Origin of the sequence: Serratia sp. 2C06 (assembly GCF_050037615.1) — a bacterium.
GTDB classification, from domain to species: Bacteria; Pseudomonadota; Gammaproteobacteria; order Enterobacterales; family Enterobacteriaceae; genus Serratia; species Serratia ureilytica.
Genome location: NZ_CP188299.1, coordinates 3,830,314 through 3,850,419, shown reverse-complemented (window position 1 = coordinate 3,850,419; position 20,106 = coordinate 3,830,314). Strand labels below are relative to the sequence as shown.

The following is a 20,106-nucleotide window of genomic DNA, read 5'->3' as shown; positions in this document are numbered from 1 at the left end:
TAGATTACAGGGCAGTCTGTGCCGGTTCCGCATCGCCCAGCGTTTGGCGCAGGCGGTTTTCCCAGGCGTAGAGCGCGACGGTGAGGATCACCTCCAGCGCCTGCGCCTGATCCAGGCCGCTGTTGAACAGCGGCTGCACGCTCTGCGGGGTGAACTTCTCAGGTGCGCGAGTCAGCTCGGCGGCGGTGCGCATCACTGCGAGTTTTACCGAATCTTCGGTATACGCCAGCCCCTGAGGCAGCCCGGCGAACAGCGCCTGAACCAATCCCTCATCCTGCAATTCTTGCGCGACGGTGGCCGCGCAGTAACGGCTGCCGTTGATGCGCGAGACCGCCAGCGTCGCCAGCGCCTTGAGGCGACTCGATAACCCATATCCTTCGGCATTGATGCCGTTGAACACCCCGTTGCGCTCGCGCAGGGTGGCGGCGTCGTGGGCTAACAGCAAATAATAAGATTCGGCGCGCGCCTGCGGGTGACTTTGATCCAACACATCAAGCTGTTCGGCGGCGGCGGTTTCCGCGTCGATCGGTGGCAGGCGGGCAGACCAATTCAGTTCGTCGGCGCTGAAAGCGATGCCATCGGCGTCTTCGACGTTAGGAAAGCCGGGCACTACCACCGCCGGGCGGCCGGCCAACGCCGCGACGCCGGCGACCACGCGCGCTTGATAGCTGACAAAACCGATCACCTGCGAAAAGGTGACAATATCCGCCGGGCTCAGCCCGACGTCGGCGAGTTGTTGCAGCGCCTTGCGGCAAATCAGCGTGGGCTGGCTGGCAAGCTGGCGGGCATATTGGGTGATCTGAGCAAGGCGGATATTGCTTTCCCGGGAGGCGTCCGGGCTGTGCAGCGGGGCGAGGCGGGCGGCGTAGTGGCTACAAAGCGATTGCACGCCCGTCACCTGAGCGACGGTCAACGCGGTGCTGAGGCGATCGTAGGGTGACAATGTCACGTATCGTGACAGCGGCACCTGGTCGGGAAACAGCGCGTGGTAACCGGCCAACGAGGCGCTGAACACCCCGGCGCGAGCGCTGAGCGCATTGTTTAAGGCTTCATCGGCGAAGGCGCCCAGCCCCAGCAGAAAGCGATCGCGAAGGGTGGCCGCCTGGGGTTCCAGCGGCGCATCGCCCCGCACGCTGCTTTGGGTTTCGTGATACCACTGGGCATTATGTTGTCGACGGAGTCGTTCCATAGGTCAATCCTTAATCATGATCAACAGCCGCCGCTGCGCGCGGCAGCGTCGGCTGGACAAAGAGGCAACATGCCCGCAGGCGGGGCGAAAGGCGGTTTTAGCGCAGCTCATCACAGCAGAGGGCGTGGCCGTAAACAGAAAAACCGGCTGCCAGCGTGAGCAGAAACTGCGTAAGGCGGCGATGGCGAATGCTGTTCATCAGTGCGATATCCTGTCGTATGAGAAGTGCAACGTAGGGGATATCCTCACCGATCGCCCTGGCGAGATAAAATAATGTTACGGACTAATCAATAACTGAAAGGAATAAAATATAAGGATATATAACAAGAATGTAATTTGCATGTGCGCTTTCTTGCTAAGCGGCAGGCGCGCAAGGCGATAAAAAACCCGCCGCAGCGGGTTTGAGGTAAAGGCGTGACTCAGAAGCGGCCGCCGTCGCGCCGCCAGGCATCGGCGGTCAACGCTTCGCCGAAGTGGCTGGCGATAAGGCGCTTGGTCAATTCGTGCAGCGGCGCCGCCAACACCTCCGCGGTGCTGCCGCGCTCGACGATTTCCCCTTCGTGCATCACCAGCACCTGGTCGCTGATATGTTTCATCATGCCGAGGTGCTGGGTGACATAAATATAGGAAATGCCGTGTTTTTCCTGCAGTTCCAGCATCAGGTTGATGATTTGCGAGCGCATCGACATGTCCAGCGACGCCAGCGCCTCATCGGCGACGATCACCTTCGGTTGCAGGATCAGTGCGCGGGCCAGCGCGACGCGCTGTTTTTGCCCGGAAGCCAGCATGTGCGGATAGTAGTAGGCGTGATCCGGCAGCATGCCGACCTGGCGCAGCGTTTGGTTGATGCGCTGCTCGCGCTCGGCGGGCTCAAGATCGGTGTTCAGCCGCAGCGGCGCATCCAGCAGCTGGCCGATGCGCTGGCGCGGGTTGAGCGAGGTGCTCGGATCCTGAAAAATCATGCGAATACGCTGGCTGCGGTAACGATAATCGCCGAACGCTAGCGGATGATCGTCGATCAGCAGCTCGCCGGCGGTGGGTTCCACCATGCCGGAGAGCATCTTCGCCAGCGTGGATTTGCCGGAGCCGTTCTCGCCGATCACCGCCAGCGTCTGGCCTTCGCGCAGGGTAAAGCTGACCGATTTCACCGCCTCGACGTGCTGGCGGCGAAACAGCCCGGTGCGGTAGCGGTAGGTTTTGCTCAGGTTGCGCACTTCCAACAGCGTTTCCATGTTATTGCTCCTCCATGTTCAGCGGGAAGTGGCAGGCGAAGAAGTGGTTTTTGACTGGGCGCAGGCGCGGCGTTTCGATGCACTTCTTCTGCGCGTAAGGACAGCGCGGCCCCAGGCGACAGCCGATCGGCAGGTGTTCCAGCGAAGGAATGGCGCCCGGCAGCGTATTCAACCGGCTTTTGTGCGGCAGCGAGCGGCCGAAGTCCGGCATGGCGCGGATCAGCGCCTGGGTGTAAGGGTGGTGCGGCGCCGCCAGCAACTCTTCGCACTGGGCGCTCTCCACCGTTTGCCCGCAGTACAGCACGTTCACCCGATCGGCCCACTTGCTCATCATCTGTAGGTCGTGGCTGATCAGCAGAATGGTGGTGTTGTTGTTCTGGTTGAGGCGCGCCAACAGACGGAAAATCTGCGCCTGCGTGGTCGGTTCCATGGCGTTGGTCGGCTCATCGGCGATCAGCAGGCGCGGTTGGTTGGCCAGCGCGATGGCGATCATCACTTTCTGGCACTCGCCTTCCGTCAGCTCGTACGGGAAGCTGCCCATGATGTCGTCATGATCCTTGATGCCGACACGGTGCAGCAATTCGATGGCGCGGCGTTTGCGCCAGTTGAAGCGCTGCCACCAGTGGCCCTTATAGGTCCAGCCTGGGATGGCCTGCGCAAGCTGGCGGCCGATGCTCTCGGAAGGATCGAGACAGGACTGCGGCTCCTGGAAGATCATTGAGACGTTGTGGCCCACCAGCTTGCGCCGCTCGCGCGGGCTCAGCTGCAGCAGATCGATGTCGTCGAAACGAAAGCGATCGGCGGTAACGCGCCAGTTGTCTTTGGTTACGCCGCAGATGGCCTTGGCGATCAGGCTCTTGCCGGAGCCCGATTCGCCCACCAGCCCGCGCACTTCGCCCTCGGTCAGCGTCATGCTGACGCGATCGACCGCCTTGACCGGCCCTTCGGCGGTCATAAATTCAATCGTCAAATTGCGGATATCGAGTAACGGCATTATTCCACCCCGGCATTGATTGCGCGGCGCATACCGTCGCCTAACAGGTTAACCAGCAGCACGCTGACGAGAATGGCCGCGCCGGGCAGCATCACCGTCCAGGGCGCGACGTACACCAGCTCGAGCGAATCGCCGAGCATCGCTCCCCATTCCGGCGAAGGCAATTGCGCGCCGAGATCGAGGAAGCCGAGCGCGGCGATGTCCAAAATGGCCATCGACAGCGCGCGGGTGAACTCGGTCACCAGCACCGCCGCGATGTTCGGCATGACCGCGTACCACAGGATCTGCAGCGTGGAAGCGCCGTCAAGCCGGGCCGCCACCACGTACTCTTTCTCCAGTTCGTCGTGCACCGCGCTGTAGATGGTGCGCACCATGCGCGGCAACAAGGCGAGCCACACCGCCAGCATGGCGTGTTCAAGTTTGGGGCCGATAAACGCCACCACCACGATCGCCAGCAGCAGCGACGGAATCGACAGCAGAGTATCGAGGATGTGGTTGAGCACCGCCGAGCGTAGCCCGTGGGTGACGCCGGCGAACACGCCGAGGATCACGCCGCAGAACGCCGCGGCCAGCGTCACCGCCAGCGCGGAACCGAAGGTGGCGGCGGTGCCGGTCAACAGGCGGCTGAGGATGTCGCGCCCGAGATCGTCGGTGCCGAGGAAGAACGACACGTTGCCGTAGCGCGACCAGGACGGCGGCAGCAGTTGATAGCCGAGGAACTGCTGATCCAGCGCGTAGGGCGCCAGCAGGCTACCGAACAGCGACAACAGCAACAGGGCGATCACGCCGTAAAAACCGATCATCGCCAGCGCGTCGCCGTAGAAAATCCGCCAGGTGTAGCGCAGCGGGCTCGGCATCTTTTTCTCGCGGTATACGTTATCGAAGGGCATACCATTCCTTATGTTTCAGCGGGTTGGTTGCCGCACCCAGAATGTCGGCCAGAACGTTAATGGTGATCACCAGCGTGCCGACCACCATCACGCCGGCGGAGATCGCCGCATAGTCCTGTTGGCGAATGGCGTTGATCAGCCACCGGCCGAGGCCCGGCCAGCTGAAGACCACTTCGGTGATCATCGCCAGCGTGAGCATGGTGGAGAACTGCAGCCCCAGTTTGGGCACGATCGGCGGCAGCGCGTTGTGCAACACGTGGCGACGAATGATGGTGAAGCGCGACAGGCCGCGGGTGGCGGCGGCCTTGATGTAGTTTTGGCTCAGCACGTCGTCGGTGCTGATGCGCATCAGGCGCACCACTTCGGTGGTGGGGGCCACCGCCAGCGCGGCGATCGGCAGGATCATGTGGCGCAGGGCGCTGCCGATCATCTCGGCGCGGTACGGCGAGTCCGACAGCCAGGCGTCGATCAGCGCGAAACCGGTGATGGGCTTCACCTGATACAGCAGATCGAAGCGGCCGGAAACCGGCAGCCAGCCGAGATGCAGCGAGAAGAACAGCATCAGCAGCAGCGCCAGCCAGAACACCGGCATCGAAAAGCCCAGCAGCGCGAAGGTGCTGATGGCGGTGTCCTGCCACTTGCCGCGCAGCACGCCGGCGATGATGCCCAGCGGAATGCCGATAAACAGCGCCAGGGCGAAGGCCAGCAGGCACAGTTCCATGGTGGCCGGGAACACTTCGCGCAGCTGTTCGCTGATCGCCTGGCCGTTGATGCTGGAGACGCCGAAGTCCCAGTGCAGCAGGCTGACGAAGTAGAATTGATAGGCGTCCAGCAGGGCGGCGCCGTTCAGCGGCGCGCGCGGCGTGAAATAGCTCAGGCTGAAGCTGACCAGCGTCAGGAAGAACAGCGTGATCAGCAGCAGCAGAATGCGGCGCAGGGTAAAGATAATCACTTTTTCACCTCCGGCGCGGATTCACGGTACACCCCGGCGAACGAGGCGTTGCCGAACGGGCTCAGCACCAATCCCTTGATGTCGTAACGATAGGCCTGCAGGCGCAGGGAAGACGCCAGCGGCAGCACCGGCAATTGCTGCTCGAGGATTTTCTGCGCCTTGCGGTAGTTGTCGATGCGCTGAGACAGCTGCTGCGACAGCAGCGCGTTCTGCAGCACTTCGTCGAAGCTCGGATCACACCAGTGAGCATAGTTGGTTTGCGAACGGATTGCCGCGCAGCTCAGCAGCGGCCGGAAGAAGCTGTCCGGATCGTTGCTGTCGGTGGCCCAGCCGGTCAGGGTCAGATCGTGGTTCATTTCCATCAGGCGCGCTTCCTGGAAGCGGCCCTCCACCGGCACGATGGTGACGTTGATGCCCACCTGGCCGAGGTCGGCCTGGATCAGCTCGGCGGTTTTCAGCGGGCTCGGGTTGTAAGACTGCGAGGCGGTAGGCACCCACAGCTTCAGGTTTAGCTGGCCGACGCCGGCCTGCCGCAGCATCTCGCGAGATTTGGCCGGATCGTACTCGGTGACGTGCGCGTCGTTGTCATAGGCCCAGGAGGCGCGCGGCAAGATCGAGGCGGCGGTTTCCGCCGTGCCGTAATAGATAGACTGCATCAACCGCTGGTTGTTGATCGCCAGCGAGATCGCCTGGCGCACATTGAGGTTGTCGAGCGGCGGTTTGCGGGTGTTGAACGCCAGATAGGCGATGTTCATCCCCGGACGCAGCGTCAGGCGCAGGCGCGGATCGTCGCGCAGGATAGACAGCTGGCTGGCCGCCGGATAAGCCAGCACGTCGCATTCGCCGGTCAGCAGTTTGGAGAGGCGGCCGGTACCGCCGGCGCCCAGATCGATCACCACCTGCGGCATGCGCGGCAGCCCTTTCCAGTAGGCGGCGTTGCGCGCCAGGCGAATATATTGCCCCGAGCGGTATTCGTTGAGCAGGAACGGGCCGCTGCCGACCGGCTCGCGGTCGATCAGCTCCTGATGGCCCTCACGCGTCAGCAGATCGGCGTACTCGGCGGACAGCACCGGCGCGTAGTGGGTCGCCAGATGCCACAGGAACGAGGCGTCCGGCGACTGCAGGCGAATCTCCACCGTATAGTCGTCGAGCTTTCTCACGCTCTGCACCGAATCGCCGAACTGCAGGCTGTCGAAATAGGGGTATTCGCCGCCGTTCACGTCGTGATACGGGTGTTTCTGATCGAATACGCGGGCGAAGCTGAATACCACGTCGTCGGCGTTCATCTTGCGGGTGGGCGTGAACCAGGCGGTGGTCTGAAACGGCACGTCCTTGCGCAGATGGAAGCGGTAGGTGGCGCCGTTGTCCAGCACCTCCCAGCTCTGCGCCAGCTCGGGGATCAGGCGATAGGTGTAGGGGTCGACGTCCAGCAGGCGATCGTACAGCTGGGCGGCCAGGGTATCCACCGTCAGGCCACTGCTGGCCATTTGCGGGTTGAAGGTATTCAGTATGCCGCTGACGCAATAAACAAAGCCGCTCTGGCGAATGTCCGGCAGCGGCGCCGCGCTGGGCGCGGGCGGTGTTGTCGCGGCCAGGGCAGAGCCCGTCAGGCACAACGACAGTATCCAAAAGGGTAAACCACGCATAGAGGCTCATGGGTTAATCAGCAATAGCGTTAGTGTATCGCACTCTGACCAGCAGCCCAATCCATTGAGCAAAATCGCTGAGTTTTCTGCGACTTGATTGATCAGCCCGTTCAGCGGCAAGAAAAAAGTTTTCCACGTTATGTTATAATATAACAAAATCATGTTACCGTTCCCCGGCAAAGTCACAATAACGCAAGGGGATGTATGAACGAAGTTGCACTTCCACCACGCCGTTCGCTGCCGGATGCTCAGGCATGGCGCGGCGAAATGAGTGATGTCGGGCTCGATTGGGTCGGGATGCAAGGGATCGCGCTGCCGCTGGAGCTGGCCGGCAAGCCATTGATGGCGAAGGTCGACGCCGGTATCAACCTGCGCGCCGAAGCGGCGGGCGAGCGCGGCATTCACATGTCGCGGCTGTATCTGGCGCTGGACGAGTTGACGCAGGGCGAGCTGACGCCGCAGCGCATCGGCCGAACGCTGCAGGCCTTTTTGGCTTCGCAGCCGGAACACAGCGATCGCGCCAGCTTGTCGATCGGCGGCGAGCTGTTGCTGTCACGCCCGGCGCTGCTGTCGCCGCAGCGCGGCTGGAAAGCCTATCCGCTGCGCATCGAGGCCACTCTGACGGATACGCTGACGCTGGCACTGACCGTCGGCGTGCCTTATTCCTCCACCTGCCCGAGTTCGGCGGCGCTCAGCCGTCAGTTGGCGCAGCAACAGTTCCAGTTTGATTTTGAACAGGCGGCGGAGCGGGTCAGCCAACGGCAGGTGAGCGAGTGGCTGCTGGAGCAAGGGATGCCGGCCACCCCCCACAGCCAGCGCAGCTGGGCCTGGATCACCGTGACGCCCGAGAATGAACGGGCGTTTGAGCCGGTGAAACTGATTGATCGCATCGAACACGCGCTGGGCACGCCGGTGCAAACGCTGGTGAAACGCAGCGACGAACAGGCCTTCGCATTGGCCAACGGTCAGAATCTGATGTTTTGCGAGGACGCGGCGCGCCGTCTGTATCGCATGCTGCGCAGCCAGTGCGACTACCGCGCTTTTTCGCTGCGCGTCGAGCATCAGGAGAGCCTGCATGCCCACAATGCGGTGGCGGAGCTGAGCTGGCGGGGAGAACACCATGCTGCGTAAAAACCCCAGTGGCCATCTGCCGCAGGTCTCGCCGCTGGCCTACATCGATCCCACCGCCATTATTTGCGGCCGGGTGATCGTCGAAGACTTCGTTTACGTCGGCCCTTATGCGGTAATTCGCGCCGATGAGTTGAACGCCGTCGGCGACATGGAGCCGATCGTCATCGGCTCGCACTCCAATATTCAGGACGGCGTGGTGATCCATTCCAAGAGCGGGGCGGCGGTGACTATTGGCCGTTACAGCTCGATCGCCCACCGCGCCATTGTGCACGGCCCGTGCCGCATCGACGATCGGGTGTTTATCGGCTTCAACAGCGTGCTGTTCAACTGCCACGTTCAGTCCGGCTGCGTGGTGCGCTACAACGCGGTCGTGGACGGCGTGACGCTGCCGGAAAACCGCTATATCCCCTCGACCGAGCGCGTGGGGCCGGACAGCGACCTATCGCGCTATCGCCAGGTCGATCGCGGCGCGCTGCAGTTTTCGGAAGAAGTGGCCGCCACCAACGTCGAACTGGTGCGCGGTTACCAGGCATTACGCAATGAATTTTAATGAGGTCCTCATGAAACAACTTCCCGTGACCGTGCTTTCCGGCTTTCTCGGCGCCGGCAAGACCACGGTGTTGAACCACATCCTGAACAACCGGCAGGGCATGCGCGTGGCGGTGATCGTCAACGACATGAGCGAGGTGAATATCGACGCCGCGCTGGTGGAGAATGAAGTGCGCCTCGATCGCCAGCAGGAGAAGCTGGTGGAGATGAGCAACGGCTGCATCTGCTGCACGCTGCGCGAAGACCTGCTGGTGTCGGTGCGCGAGCTGGCGCAGGACGGGCGCTTCGATTATCTGTTGATCGAATCGAGCGGCATCTCCGAACCGCTGCCGGTGGCGGAAACCTTTACCTTTGAGGATGAACAAGGGGAAAGCCTGTCGCAGTTCGCCCGGCTGGATACCCTGGTGACGGTGGTCGACGGGGTGAATTTCATCCGGCAATACCAGCAGGCGCAAAGCCTGCAGGAAGCTGGCCAAAGCCTGGGCGAGGACGATCTGCGCAGCGTGGCGGACCTGTTGATTGAGCAAATTGAATTTTGCGACGTGATCCTGGTCAGCAAGACCGATCTGTTGACGCCAACGCAGCAGGGCGAAGTGATGGCGCTGCTGGCCAGCCTGAATCCCGACGCCCGCATTGTGCCGATCGCGCCGGGCAAACTGCCGCTGGAGGCGGTGCTGAATACCGGCAGCTTCAGCTTTGAAAAGGCGCAGCAGGCGCCCGGCTGGCTGAAAGAGCTGCGCGGCGAACACGTGCCGGAAACGGAAAGCTACGGCATCAGCAGCTTTGTCTATCAGGCGCGACGGCCGTTTGCGCCGGACAAGTTCTACCGCGTGATCAACGGCGACTGGGGCGGCGGTAAGCTGCTGCGTTCGAAAGGCTTTTTCTGGCTGGCGACGCGGCCGCGGCAGGCCGGGCAGTGGAGCCAGGCCGGCGGCATCGCCCATTACGGCCTGGCGGGCACCTTTTGGCGCGCGATCCCGCAAGACAATTGGCCGCAAGATCCGCAAACGCGGGCGCATATACAGGAGAAATGGGTGGAGCCGTTCGGCGACATGCGCCAGGAGCTGGTGTTTATCGGCCAGCACTTGCAACAGGCGGCGATCGTGCGTCTGCTGGACGATTGCCTGCTGAGCGACGACGAAATGGCCGCCGGCGTGGACTATTGGCTGGAGATGGCAGACCCGTTCCCTGAGTGGTAATTGCGCAATCTTCGTGTGGTAATGAGAAAAATTCTCAACAAAGTGCTTTACAGACGATACTGATAACTATTATCATCGCCTGGCAGTTCACGGAAGGCCACAGTTTGCGGCTCTGATGTGGAAGGCACGACATTGCTCACATTGCTTCCAGTGTTTTTTAAGCCAGCTCGGGTGCTGGCTTTTTTTTTGCCTGTTTCAGACCGGAAACCTCGCCTGGCGAGCCGTCATGCTCCACTTTCTTCTTTTTTGCCGTGTAACCTGGACGATCTCGACAGAAGTTCGGGGTTTCATGCATTCACAGTCCCGTGACGAAATTTAATACTCCTTCTCATCGACGCGCCGGCTGCGTTTGGCCGGCCACTGTTAACCGTGAGGAGAATGCCTGTGATTACCCAACAAACCCCCATCAAGTCAGGATTCGGGCCCAAAACGACCGCCGGCGAGGTGCTCGCGGGCCAGGATCTGTCAGGCACGCTGGCCATCGTCACCGGTGGCCATTCAGGCCTCGGTCTGGAGACGACGCTGGCGCTGGCCAACGCCGGCGCACGGGTTATCGTCGCTTGCCGGGCACCGGCGGCAGCCAAAGCGGTATTAGGGCAGAGCGCCGGCGTCGAGATCGCCGAACTCGATCTCGCCGATTTGAACAGCGTGCGTCGTTTCGCTGCAGACTTTACCGCATCGAGCCTACGGGCGGATATCGTCATTAACAACGCCGGGGTGATGGCATGCCCGGAGGCGCGGGTGGGGAACGGTTGGGAAAGGCAGTTCGCCACCAACCATCTCGGCCACTATGCGCTGACCAATTTGCTGTGGCCGACCATTGCCGATGGCGGGCGGGTGGTCACCGTCTCCTCCGCCGGGCATCACCATTCGGCGATCCGCTGGGAAGATGTGCAGTTCGAACGCGGTTACGACAAGTGGCTGGCGTATGGTCAGTCGAAGACGGCGAATGCCCTGTTCGCCGTCTGGTTGGATCTTCTGGGCCGCTCGCGGGGGATCCGCGCATTTAGCCTGCATCCGGGTAGCATCGCCACGCCGCTGCAGCGGCACATATCGAGAGCAGAGATGATAGCCCTGGGCTGGATGGACGAAGAGGGCAATCCGGCCGATCCCGATGCCCTTAAAACGCCTCAGCAGGGGGCTGCTACGCAGGTCTGGGCCGCCACCTCACAGCAGTTGCAGGGATTGGGGGGCCTCTACTGTGAGGATGGCGATATTGCCGGCATCGCCGTCCACGACAGTCAGGCGCTGGTCGGCGTGAAGGAATACGCGATCGACCCGGAACAGGCGCAGCGTCTGTGGGCGCTTTCGGCATCGCTGACCGGCATTGATGCCTTCGCCTGACCAGGCCGCTAATCGGATAAGGGGGAGCCCATGATGTCGATGATGAAAGAAAAAAATCTGGCGATATCCAGCATGTTTTTCATGCTGGGGCTGTGTTTCGGCAGTTTGAGTTCAAGGATGGCGACGATCAAGGGAGGGCTTGCGTTGTCTGACGGCGTATTCGGTACCGTCCTGTTCGCCATGTCGGCCGGCGTGGTCGTGTCGCTGCCGATATCGGGATGGGCGATCGCCAAACTCGGCAGCAGGGTGGTCGGCGTCGCGGCTATTCTGATCAACGCCACGCTTTTGCTTCTGGTGCCCTTCGCCGCGACGGTCCTACAACTGGCGGTGCTGCTGTTTTTATGCGGGTTCGCTTACAGCGCGGTCAATGTCTCGAACAACATGCAGGCCAGTATCGCCGAGGCGGTCAGCGGTAAAACGAGGCTGCCGTTCTTTCACGGTATATGGGGCGTGGCGGGGTTCGTCGGCGCAGGGATCGGGGCGTTAATGATCGGTCGGGATGTCGCCTTGCCGCTGCACTTTGCGGGCATAGCGGCGGTGGCTCTGATGTCCGCCTTGCTGTGTCGGCGGGCATTGTTCGACAAACCGGAACTGGAACAGACCGGGCGCGCTTTCGCCATCCCGGACCGCTCGCTGTTCAACTATGGCCTGATCGTTTTCTGCTCGATGGCTTGTGAGGGCATTATGTATGACTGGAGCGTCGTTTATTTTCAGGACGTCGTCTCGGTCGATCGAAAATACATCGGCCTGGGTTTTACGGTATTTATGGCGGCCATGACGATCGGCCGGCTCATGCTGAACCGGTTCGTGGATCGGATCGGAGTGAGAAGAACGTTGCAATGGGGCGGGATGCTGGCATTCACCGGCATGACGCTAACGACCTGGTTACCGGGTTTGGTGACGTCGATAATCGGTTTTTTCCTGGTTGGGCTTGGCATTTGCGCCATTATTCCGCTGGTTGCGGGGGCGGCCGCAAGGTCTTCTTCCATGGCGCCAAGCGCCGCCATCGCGGCAGTGCTGACCATCGGTTTTCTGGGGACGCTGATCGGGCCGCCGTTAATCGGGTTCTTATCCGAAACTGTCGGTTTGCGCTATGCCTTTCTGGTCTGCGTCGCGTTGTCGCTCGGCGTTATTTATCGGGCAGGAAAAATACCGCTGTGATCTTACAAGAAGGTGATTCATCGGCGGGTTATTCGCAGATAGACGTGACCGTCGAGAAAGGCCGGCCTCTCCAGGCGGCCGTTCTCAGGCCACATCTCTCAACCTGGGGCTAATAGCTGACGGCCGGGAAAGACCGGCACCCAATCCCCGCGTTGCTAATCCTCGTCTTGCTCGCCGTTTTGCAGCAGCGCATGCTTTTTCAGCATGCCGCGCAACTGGTGGTAAGTGAGCCCCAGCAGCTGCGCCGCCTTGCGCTGGTTGAATCGCCCTTGCTGCAGCGCTGCTTCGATCAGCGCCTTCTCTTGCTCCAACTGCCAGTTTTTCAGCTCGAGCGGCAGCGCCGGCAACGCGCCGGCGCCTTCAGGGGCAGGCGTAAGCGGCGTGGCCTCGCGTGGCGCAAACGGGTTGATGACGATCTCATCCAGCGGGTTGTCGCTGTCGCCGTGACGATAGACCGAACGTTCCACCACGTTTTTCAGTTCGCGCACGTTGCCCGGCCAGCCGTAGTTGAGCAACGTCTGCCTGGCGCGTTCGGTAAAGCCGGGAAACAGCGGCAGCGCCAGCTCGCGGCACATTTGAATGGCGAAGTGCTCGGCCAGCAGCATGATGTCGGGCCGGCGTTGGCGCAGCGGCGGCAGCTGCACCACGTCGAACGCCAGCCGATCCAGCAGATCGGCGCGGAACTTGCCCGCCGCCGCCAGCGCCGGCAGATCGTCGTTGGTGGCGCACACCAGGCGCACATCTACCCGCAGCGGCTGGCTGCCGCCCACGCGTTCCAGTTGGCCGTATTCGATCACCCGCAGCAATTTCTCCTGCACCAGCATTGGCGCAGTCGCCAGCTCATCGAGGAACAGCGTGCCGCCGTCGGCGCGCTCGAAGCGGCCCAGATGACGTTTCTGCGCACCGGTAAAGGCGCCGGCCTCGTGGCCGAACAGCTCGGAATCCAGCAGGTTTTCATTCAGCGCCGCACAATTGAGCGAGATGAACGGCCCTTGCCAACGGTTGGAGAGGTAGTGCAGACGATGGGCGATCAGCTCTTTACCGGTGCCGCGCTCGCCGATCACCAGCACCGGTTTGTTCAGCTTTGCCACCTGGGAGACTTGCTCCAATACTTCGACAAAGGCGTTTGCTTCGCCCAACAAATTCTCTGGCTGTTCGTTCATGATGAAATTCGCCAATGTTTGGTGAAAATAATCACTCTACAGCAAGCGCGCAGAGAGTCAAAAATAAAGAGTTGTTGTTTTTCAATTAGATAAAAGTTGGCACGGGTTTTGAATATCTCTTTGGGCAAGCTGTACGACTTAACGCGGCGCCTCAGACGCCATCAGAACCAAGAGGAAGTGAATTATGGGTATTTTTTCTCGTTTTGCCGACATCGTGAACGCCAACATCAACACCCTGCTGGACAAGGCGGAAGATCCGCAGAAGCTGGTGCGGTTGATGATCCAAGAGATGGAAGACACGCTGGTTGAAGTCCGTTCTACGTCGGCGCGCGCGCTGGCGGAGAAAAAGCAGTTGCTGCGTCGCATCGAGCAGGGTGAAAGCCAGGTAAGCGACTGGCAGGAAAAAGCCGAGCTGGCGCTGCGCAAAGATAAAGAAGACTTGGCCCGCGCGGCGCTGATCGAAAAACAAAAGGTTGCCGACCTGATCGCCACGCTGACGCAGGAAGTGGCGACCGTAGAAGAAACGCTGGCGCGCATGAAGAGCGAAATCGGTGAGCTGGAAAACAAGCTGACCGAAACCCGCGCGCGGCAGCAGGCGCTGGCGCTGCGCCATCAGGCCGCATCTTCCTCGCGCGAGGTGCGCCGTCAGCTCGACAGCGGCAAGCTGGATGAGGCGATGGCGCGTTTCGAACAGTTCGAACGTCGCATCGACCATATGGAAGCCGAAGCGGAAAGCATCGGCATCGGTAAAAAGAAGTCGCTGGACCAGGAGTTTGCCGAGCTGAAAGCCGATGACGCCATCAGTGAGCAACTGGCGGCGCTGAAAGCCAAGATGAACCGCTCCGAGTAAGGCGAACCGCGGCCACACGCCGGAGGTGGCCGCCTATCCAGGATCCGATAAGAAGGAATAACAATGAGTGCTTTATTACTTGCCATTCCGCTGACAATTTTCGTGCTGTTTGTCGCGCCGATTTGGCTTTGGCTGCATTACAGCAATCGGCAACAGACCGGCATCCAGCTGAGTCAGCAAGAAATGCAGCGCCTGGCGCAGCTGGCGGAAGACGCCAAACGCATGCGTGAACGCATTCAGGCGCTGGAAGAGATCCTCGATGCGGAACACCCGAACTGGAGACAGTCCTGATGAGCATGACGCTGGGCAGTAAAAAGCTTTATCGCGTACCCGAAGAAGGCATGGTAAAAGGCGTCTGCGCCGGTCTGGCTCACTATTTCGACGTGCCGGTGCGCCTGATCCGCGTGATGGTGGTGCTGTCGCTGTTCTTTGGGCTGTTTTTCTTCACGCTGGTGGCCTATATCGCGCTGGTGTTCGTGTTGGACGAAGCGCCGGCCAGCCGTTTCGAGGGCGAGCATCAGAAGACGCCGCGCCAGTTGCTCGATCAGCTGGAATATGAGCTGGGCAGCGGCGAACAGCAGCTGCGTCAGGTCGAGCGTTACGTGACGTCCGACACCTTCGGCGTTCAGAGCCGCTTCCGCAAGCTGTAACTCTTCTTGCGATATCCGGCCTGTGCAGGCCGGATATCTCGCCGCCGTCATCCCGTTGAAGGTCATCTTAATCGTCTTGTGCCGGAGGGCATTGTCATGAATAAAATTGATGTCGCGAACGCCACCAGAACGGGTGGATTTAAATCAGGAGCGGCGGCAATGTTGAAGACATTGGCTAAAGTCATCATCATAGCGTTATTGAACTATGGCCCGGCGGGCGCCGCCGGCTGGCTGTTGAAGACCGTCGGCCGCAAACCGGTGCGCTTCGTGCTGGCGCTGGTGCTGGAACCGCTGTTCCGTAAAGGCCTGAACAAGGCATTCGGGCGTTACGTGGCGGGAGAGAAGATGCCACCCAAGTAGGGCGGCATGATATCGTTCATTCAATTCGCTGCGGTGACTTTTGTCCCCGGGGTTGCCAAATAGACCCAATTCGAACCGTTGCTTATGATTGCCTGTGCCGATGGATTTGCTGCGGTATTGGTGCAAAAAATAGCGGTGCCTTTGCAAACATTCGCAGCAGGAAGTTGAGCAAACGTCATGGAAGATAAGCTCGTGCCGAAACGACTGATGCGACTGGAGGGGCGCCACCCGGTAGTCGTTTTCACCCAGCTATAGATGGCACCTTCTTCGTCACCGGCCACAGCAGTATTGAACCATTCGGAACCAATGGGGCGCATTACGCCGCCGAGCTCTTTGGGGCCGTCGGCGATCCGTACTGCGGTATAGTTGGATTTTCCAGGCTGATATGAACAGCCGTAACTGGTGCTGATGGTCGTGTTGCCTTCAACGTCAACGTCAATGACCGAGCCAGCCCCCGATCGTGAGACATAGTAAAAATCTCCCGAGCAACGCCCGCCGAGGAAACGTAGATTGCTGGTATTGCTTTTCACGCTGCCATACTGGCAGTCGACCAAATCGATACGTGGGTTGGCTCCATCTTCTGTCAGAGCAACGTTGCCGGAAAAGTGGGTGTCCGAAATAGTACTTGGATAAGCAGGGTATCGCCAGGTCAAACTGGCTAGTCGGCAATTGCTGATCATGGCTTTTACACTGGATGAAAAGTCCATATCCTGAAGCCAGCACCCATTCATGAACACATTGAATTTTTTGCCTGATGCTGCGTGAGTAATATTCCCTCCTCGATTAATATTTGTAGCATATAAAACACCGTATCCAGAGCTATAGACTAAGTGTTTTATCTCTGATGCCTGAACTTCATTGAGGTAAACTTCGCCAGAATTATTCATATATAATAGACAGCTGGCATTGGGATTGTTGCCGATCAATTTTTGAAGCGGGCCGGTTCGATGTTCCATATGTAGGTTTTTAAACCAAAGTCCTATTCCACCGTTAACATAGATAGTCGGGCTTATCAAATTGGCTTCCCATTGACAATCTTCGAATCGTAACATGTTGCAGTGGTCATTTTGCATTGTTGATGTTAAATGAATGGGGGCAAGAAGCATCTTATTGAAGTCAGTGATGTCCAGGTAGTTATCATAATCTCCCGACGTTCTGCCGCAGCCTTGAACCTCGACGAATTTGAAGTAACTATCCTGAACCTTATCTAAATAAAGACCGGCTCCCCGACAGTAAAGAATGCTTACATTCTGGGCGTGCACATAGCTTGCGTATTTTATACTCAGTCCGCAAATCGTCTTGTTATTTCCCCTTAGCTGGAAGTTTCTGAAACTGACACCGCTATAGGTTATTTCTCCCTGAGCGGCGTCGATGGTTATAATCCCTGTTATATCAGTCTGTTCTGCCAAGTCTTGTCCGTTGTAGACGAACACGGCACGACCGTTGTAACTGCTTTCACCGTAAAGGGAAATTCCACTGTTGGCTGGAAAGACGACCGGTGTTTTAATATTCCAATAGCCGCTTGGAATCTTTACGGAGCGTTCACCTCTGATCAGTGCAATGTTTTGAATCAGGGGGCCATTATCGTCAAGAGTAAGATCACATCCCCCGTCGTATAAAGAAAGCTGGGTTAAGTCATTACGATACCACGCTGCTGGGGATTGATTGACTTTAAGCGTCGAATAGCCACCGTCGTCAATGGCATTTACCGCGTTGGTATGTCCTGTAAATACACCGCCACCTTTACCCTTTCCTTGATAATACTCGGTTAAGATTATGCGTTGACCGTCATATTCTGGTTGGGTGTTTTTAAGTGTTGCCATCGAATTTATAATGGTCAGGTCGCGCTCGAAATTAATTGTGCTCATCGGATTCTCCGGTTAGTATTCGTATTGACATAAACGTTTTGATGAAGGGGTTGTATCGTTAGTACGAGTGATTGTGATTATTCCTGTGGGGGTAATACTATCTCGTCTTTGTATAGGGGGCGATATTAGGTTGCTCGGCTATGTCTTACACAAAGCGTTGTCGGTTAAGTTGAGAAGGTGGCAATTTTCATCTGTGGCAAATCTCACTCTGCTTGTGGCTATAATAGTGAGCATAGGCCATGTGGTTAGCGAAGTGTTACCGTGTAACTGCATGTTTTAGTGAATAAAAGGATGCGACTCCAGGCAAAATGAAACGACTGCAAAATGAGTTAACCTCGCTGGTCAACCGCGGAATGGATCGCCATCTGCGCCTGGCGGTGACCGGCCTGAGCCGCAGCGGCAAAACCGCCTTTATCACCGCCTTCGTCAATCAACTGCTGCATGTGCACAGCGGCGCGCGCATGCCGCTGTTTTCACCGGTGCGCGAAGAACGCCTGCTGGGCGTCAAGCGCATCCCGCAGCGCGATCTCGGCATCCAACGTTTCACCTACGACGAAGGGCTGGCGCAGCTGTACGGCGCGCCGCCGGCCTGGCCGACGCCGACGCGCGGCGTCAGCGAAATCCGACTGGCGCTGCGCTACCGCTCCAACGACTCGTTGCTGCGCCATTTCAAAGACACCTCCACGCTGTACCTGGAGATCGTCGATTATCCGGGCGAATGGTTGCTGGATCTGCCGATGCTCGAGCAGGATTACCTGGCCTGGTCGCGGCAGATGACCGGGCTGCTGCAGGGGGAACGCGCCGAATGGGCCAAGCCCTGGCTTGACCTGTGTAAAACCTGCGATCCGCTGGCCCCGGCCGACGAAAATCGCCTGGCGGCGATCGCCCAGGCCTACACCGATTATCTGTTGCGCTGTAAAAGCGAAGGTCTGCACTTCATTCAGCCGGGCCGTTTTGTGCTGCCGGGCGACATGGCCGGCGCGCCGGCGCTGCAGTTTTTCCCGTGGCCCGATGTTGCCGCGGCGGGCGAGTCGAAACTGGCGCAGGCCGACAAACACACCAATATCGGCATGCTGCGCGCTCGGTTCAATTATTACTGTCAGTCGATCGTCAAAAACTTCTATAAAGAGCATTTTGTCCGTTTCGATCGGCAAATCGTGCTGGTTGACTGCCTGCAGCCGCTCAACAGCGGCCCGCAGGCGTTCAACGACATGCGCCTGGCGCTGACCCAACTGATGCAGAGTTTCCATTACGGCAAACGCACGCTGTTTCGCCGCTTGTTCTCGCCGACCATCGACAAACTGATGTTCGCCGCCACCAAGGCGGACCACATCACCGCCGATCAGCACGCCAATCTGGTGTCGTTGCTGCAACAGCTGGTGCAAGAGGCGTGGCAGAACGCGGCGTTCGAAGGCATCAGCATGGATTGCGTCGGCCTGGCCTCGGTGCAGGCGACCGAGAGCGGCATTGTCGATCATCAGGGGCAGCGTATTCCGGCGCTGAAGGGCAATCGCCTCAGCGACGGCGCGCCGCTGACGGTGTTCCCCGGCGAAGTGCCGGCCCGTTTGCCGGGGCCGACGTTCTGGCAGAGCCAGGGATTTCACTTCGATGAGTTTCGCCCGCGTGCCATGAGCGTGGACAGCCCGTTGCCGCATATCCGTCTGGATGCGGTGATGGAATTTTTACTGGGAGACAAATTGCGATGAGCGAGCCGATCAAACCGCGTATCGATTTTGACGAGCCGTTGCAGCCGCCGCAGGAACCGACGTTGCGCGCCGGCGTCGCTTTCGACGCCGAGCAGGCGGAGAGCTTCTTTCCGGCGGCGCCGGAGCTGCAGCAGGAGGAGGAAGAAGGGCGCGCCGAGGGCATCATCAACGCTGCGCTGAAGCCGAAACGCAGCCTGTGGCGCAAAATGGTCACCGCCGGGCTGGCGCTGTTCGGCGTCAGCGTGGTGGCGCAGGGCGTGCAGTGGGTGCATACCGCCTGGGTGCAGCAGGACTGGATCGCCATGGGTGGCGGCGTGGCCGGCGGCCTGATCGTGTTCGCCGGCGTCGGTTCGGTGGTCACCGAATGGCGGCGTTTGTATCGGCTGCGCCAGCGCGCGGAAGAGCGCGACGTGGCGCGCGAGCTGTTGCACAGCCACGGACTGGGGCAAGGGCGCGAATTCTGCGAGAAGCTGGCGCGCCAGGCCGGGCTGGATCAGGGGCATCCGGCGCTGCAGCGTTGGCAGGCCTCGCTGCATGAAACCCAAAATGACCGTGAAGTGGTGGAGCTGTACGCCAAACTGGTGCAGCCGGTGCTCGACAACCAAGCGCGGCGCGAAATCAGCCGCTCCGCCGCCGAATCGACGCTGATGATTGCCGTCAGCCCGTTGGCGCTGGTGGATATGGCGTTTATCGCCTGGCGCAACATCCGTTTGATTAACCGCATCGCCGCGCTGTACGGCATTGAACTGGGCTACTTCAGCCGCATTCGTTTGTTCCGGCTGGTGCTGCTCAACATCGCCTTCGCCGGCGCTTCCGAACTGGTGCGCGAAGTGGGCATGGACTGGATGTCGCAGGATCTGGCGGCGCGGCTGTCGGCGCGCGCGGCGCAGGGCATCGGCGCCGGGTTGTTGACCGCGCGGCTGGGCATCAAGGCGATGGAACTGTGTCGCCCGCTGCCGTGGCTGGAAGGGGAAAAACCGAAGCTTGGCGATTTCCGCAGCCAGCTGATCGGCCAGTTGAAAGACACGCTGAAAAAGAGCGACGACAAGGCCAAATAACCCCGCGACGGCGCTCCTGGCAGCGCCGTTATTTCACCGGCGCCAACGCCGGACGTAATCGAGACTTGACGATAGTCGATCCCCCTGCGCTTGCGTGATAAATATCTGCAAAATTAATTCTGTTTGTGATAACTCTCTGTTTGTGGGCTAAAATGACGCCGATG

At 59.7% G+C, this 20,106-nt stretch carries 20 protein-coding genes; 12 read left to right on the top strand and 8 right to left on the bottom strand.

The window, feature by feature from the left end; translation table 11 throughout:
* Nucleotides 1–4: 4 nt before the first annotated feature.
* Complete coding sequence (locus tag ACP3TA_RS18960) at nucleotides 5–1,189, bottom strand: CMD domain-containing protein (protein ID WP_047575019.1); 1,185 nt, start codon at nucleotides 1,187–1,189, stop codon at nucleotides 5–7.
* 16 nt (nucleotides 1,190–1,205) lie between these two features.
* On the opposite strand from ACP3TA_RS18960, the gene ACP3TA_RS18955 reads away from it, so the two are divergent.
* Nucleotides 1,206–1,463, top strand: a complete 258-nt coding sequence (locus ACP3TA_RS18955) for a hypothetical protein (protein ID WP_004930590.1) — start codon at nucleotides 1,206–1,208, stop codon at nucleotides 1,461–1,463.
* A 145-nt stretch (nucleotides 1,464–1,608) separates the two neighbouring features.
* On the opposite strand, the gene sapF is transcribed toward ACP3TA_RS18955, so the two are convergent.
* The 5 genes from sapF to sapA are packed head-to-tail and all read right to left on the bottom strand — an operon-like array spanning nucleotide 1,609 to nucleotide 6,903.
* On the bottom strand, nucleotides 1,609–2,421 hold the full coding sequence (gene sapF, locus ACP3TA_RS18950; protein WP_016927550.1) for a putrescine export ABC transporter ATP-binding protein SapF: 813 nt from the start codon (nucleotides 2,419–2,421) through the stop codon (nucleotides 1,609–1,611).
* Nucleotide 2,422: 1 nt separating this feature from the next.
* On the bottom strand, nucleotides 2,423–3,415 hold the full coding sequence (gene sapD / locus ACP3TA_RS18945) for a putrescine export ABC transporter ATP-binding protein SapD (protein ID WP_016927551.1): 993 nt from the start codon (nucleotides 3,413–3,415) through the stop codon (nucleotides 2,423–2,425).
* Nucleotides 3,415–4,305: a putrescine export ABC transporter permease SapC gene (gene sapC, locus ACP3TA_RS18940; protein ID WP_004930580.1), complete on the bottom strand. Its 891-nt coding sequence runs from the start codon at nucleotides 4,303–4,305 to the stop codon at nucleotides 3,415–3,417. Before sapC ends, sapD begins: the two co-directional genes overlap by 1 nt.
* Nucleotides 4,292–5,257 carry a putrescine export ABC transporter permease SapB gene (gene sapB, locus ACP3TA_RS18935; protein WP_004930575.1) on the bottom strand — a complete coding sequence of 322 codons (966 nt, stop codon included), beginning with the start codon at nucleotides 5,255–5,257 and terminating at the stop codon, nucleotides 4,292–4,294. Before sapB ends, sapC begins: the two co-directional genes overlap by 14 nt.
* Nucleotides 5,254–6,903: an ABC transporter substrate-binding protein SapA gene (gene sapA, locus ACP3TA_RS18930; protein ID WP_033643238.1), complete on the bottom strand. Its 1,650-nt coding sequence runs from the start codon at nucleotides 6,901–6,903 to the stop codon at nucleotides 5,254–5,256. Before sapA ends, sapB begins: the two co-directional genes overlap by 4 nt.
* 204 nt (nucleotides 6,904–7,107) lie before the next feature.
* Between sapA and folE2 the strand changes: the two genes are divergently transcribed.
* The 5 genes from folE2 (at nucleotide 7,108) to ACP3TA_RS18905 (ending at nucleotide 12,287) form a co-directional block, all read left to right on the top strand.
* A complete protein-coding gene (gene folE2 / locus ACP3TA_RS18925) occupies nucleotides 7,108–8,034 on the top strand; it encodes a GTP cyclohydrolase FolE2 (RefSeq protein ID WP_099785786.1) in 927 nt (308 codons plus the stop codon).
* Nucleotides 8,024–8,584: a carbonate dehydratase gene (locus ACP3TA_RS18920; protein ID WP_033643236.1), complete on the top strand. Its 561-nt coding sequence runs from the start codon at nucleotides 8,024–8,026 to the stop codon at nucleotides 8,582–8,584. The genes folE2 and ACP3TA_RS18920 overlap by 11 nt, the downstream gene beginning before the upstream one ends.
* Before the next feature lie 10 nt (nucleotides 8,585–8,594).
* Nucleotides 8,595–9,782, top strand: a complete 1,188-nt coding sequence (gene zigA / locus ACP3TA_RS18915; protein WP_033650275.1) for a zinc metallochaperone GTPase ZigA — start codon at nucleotides 8,595–8,597, stop codon at nucleotides 9,780–9,782.
* Between the two features lie 384 nt (nucleotides 9,783–10,166).
* Nucleotides 10,167–11,126, top strand: coding sequence for an SDR family NAD(P)-dependent oxidoreductase (locus ACP3TA_RS18910; RefSeq protein ID WP_206196492.1), 960 nt, complete (start codon nucleotides 10,167–10,169; stop codon nucleotides 11,124–11,126).
* Between the two features lie 30 nt (nucleotides 11,127–11,156).
* Complete coding sequence (locus ACP3TA_RS18905; protein WP_046687137.1) at nucleotides 11,157–12,287, top strand: MFS transporter; 1,131 nt, start codon at nucleotides 11,157–11,159, stop codon at nucleotides 12,285–12,287.
* A gap of 155 nt (nucleotides 12,288–12,442) precedes the next feature.
* Here ACP3TA_RS18905 and pspF read toward each other — a convergent pair whose 3' ends face one another.
* Nucleotides 12,443–13,450, bottom strand: a complete 1,008-nt coding sequence (pspF, locus tag ACP3TA_RS18900; protein ID WP_033650277.1) for a phage shock protein operon transcriptional activator — start codon at nucleotides 13,448–13,450, stop codon at nucleotides 12,443–12,445.
* Between the two features lie 184 nt (nucleotides 13,451–13,634).
* On the opposite strand from pspF, the gene pspA reads away from it, so the two are divergent.
* The 4 genes from pspA (at nucleotide 13,635) to pspD (ending at nucleotide 15,310) form a co-directional block, all read left to right on the top strand.
* Nucleotides 13,635–14,300, top strand: a complete 666-nt coding sequence (gene pspA, locus ACP3TA_RS18895; RefSeq protein WP_046687135.1) for a phage shock protein PspA — start codon at nucleotides 13,635–13,637, stop codon at nucleotides 14,298–14,300.
* A gap of 63 nt (nucleotides 14,301–14,363) precedes the next feature.
* On the top strand, nucleotides 14,364–14,591 hold the full coding sequence (pspB, locus tag ACP3TA_RS18890) for an envelope stress response membrane protein PspB (protein WP_004930553.1): 228 nt from the start codon (nucleotides 14,364–14,366) through the stop codon (nucleotides 14,589–14,591).
* Entirely contained in the window at nucleotides 14,591–14,950 is a 360-nt protein-coding gene (pspC, locus tag ACP3TA_RS18885; RefSeq protein WP_033643233.1) for an envelope stress response membrane protein PspC, read from the top strand. The genes pspB and pspC overlap by 1 nt, the downstream gene beginning before the upstream one ends.
* Before the next feature lie 96 nt (nucleotides 14,951–15,046).
* Nucleotides 15,047–15,310, top strand: coding sequence for a phage shock protein PspD (pspD, locus tag ACP3TA_RS18880; protein ID WP_071883554.1), 264 nt, complete (start codon nucleotides 15,047–15,049; stop codon nucleotides 15,308–15,310).
* A 20-nt stretch (nucleotides 15,311–15,330) separates the two neighbouring features.
* Here pspD and ACP3TA_RS18875 read toward each other — a convergent pair whose 3' ends face one another.
* Nucleotides 15,331–17,178, bottom strand: a complete 1,848-nt coding sequence (locus tag ACP3TA_RS18875) for a hypothetical protein (protein ID WP_103101519.1) — start codon at nucleotides 17,176–17,178, stop codon at nucleotides 15,331–15,333.
* Nucleotides 17,179–17,486: 308 nt separating this feature from the next.
* Here ACP3TA_RS18875 and ACP3TA_RS18870 point away from each other — a divergent pair, with 308 nt between their 5' ends.
* Both ACP3TA_RS18870 and ACP3TA_RS18865 read left to right on the top strand, forming a co-directional pair.
* Entirely contained in the window at nucleotides 17,487–18,884 is a 1,398-nt protein-coding gene (locus ACP3TA_RS18870) for a YcjX family protein (protein WP_103101518.1), read from the top strand.
* Entirely contained in the window at nucleotides 18,881–19,942 is a 1,062-nt protein-coding gene (locus ACP3TA_RS18865; protein ID WP_046687133.1) for a YcjF family protein, read from the top strand. The genes ACP3TA_RS18870 and ACP3TA_RS18865 overlap by 4 nt, the downstream gene beginning before the upstream one ends.
* Nucleotides 19,943–20,106 lie beyond the last annotated feature (164 nt).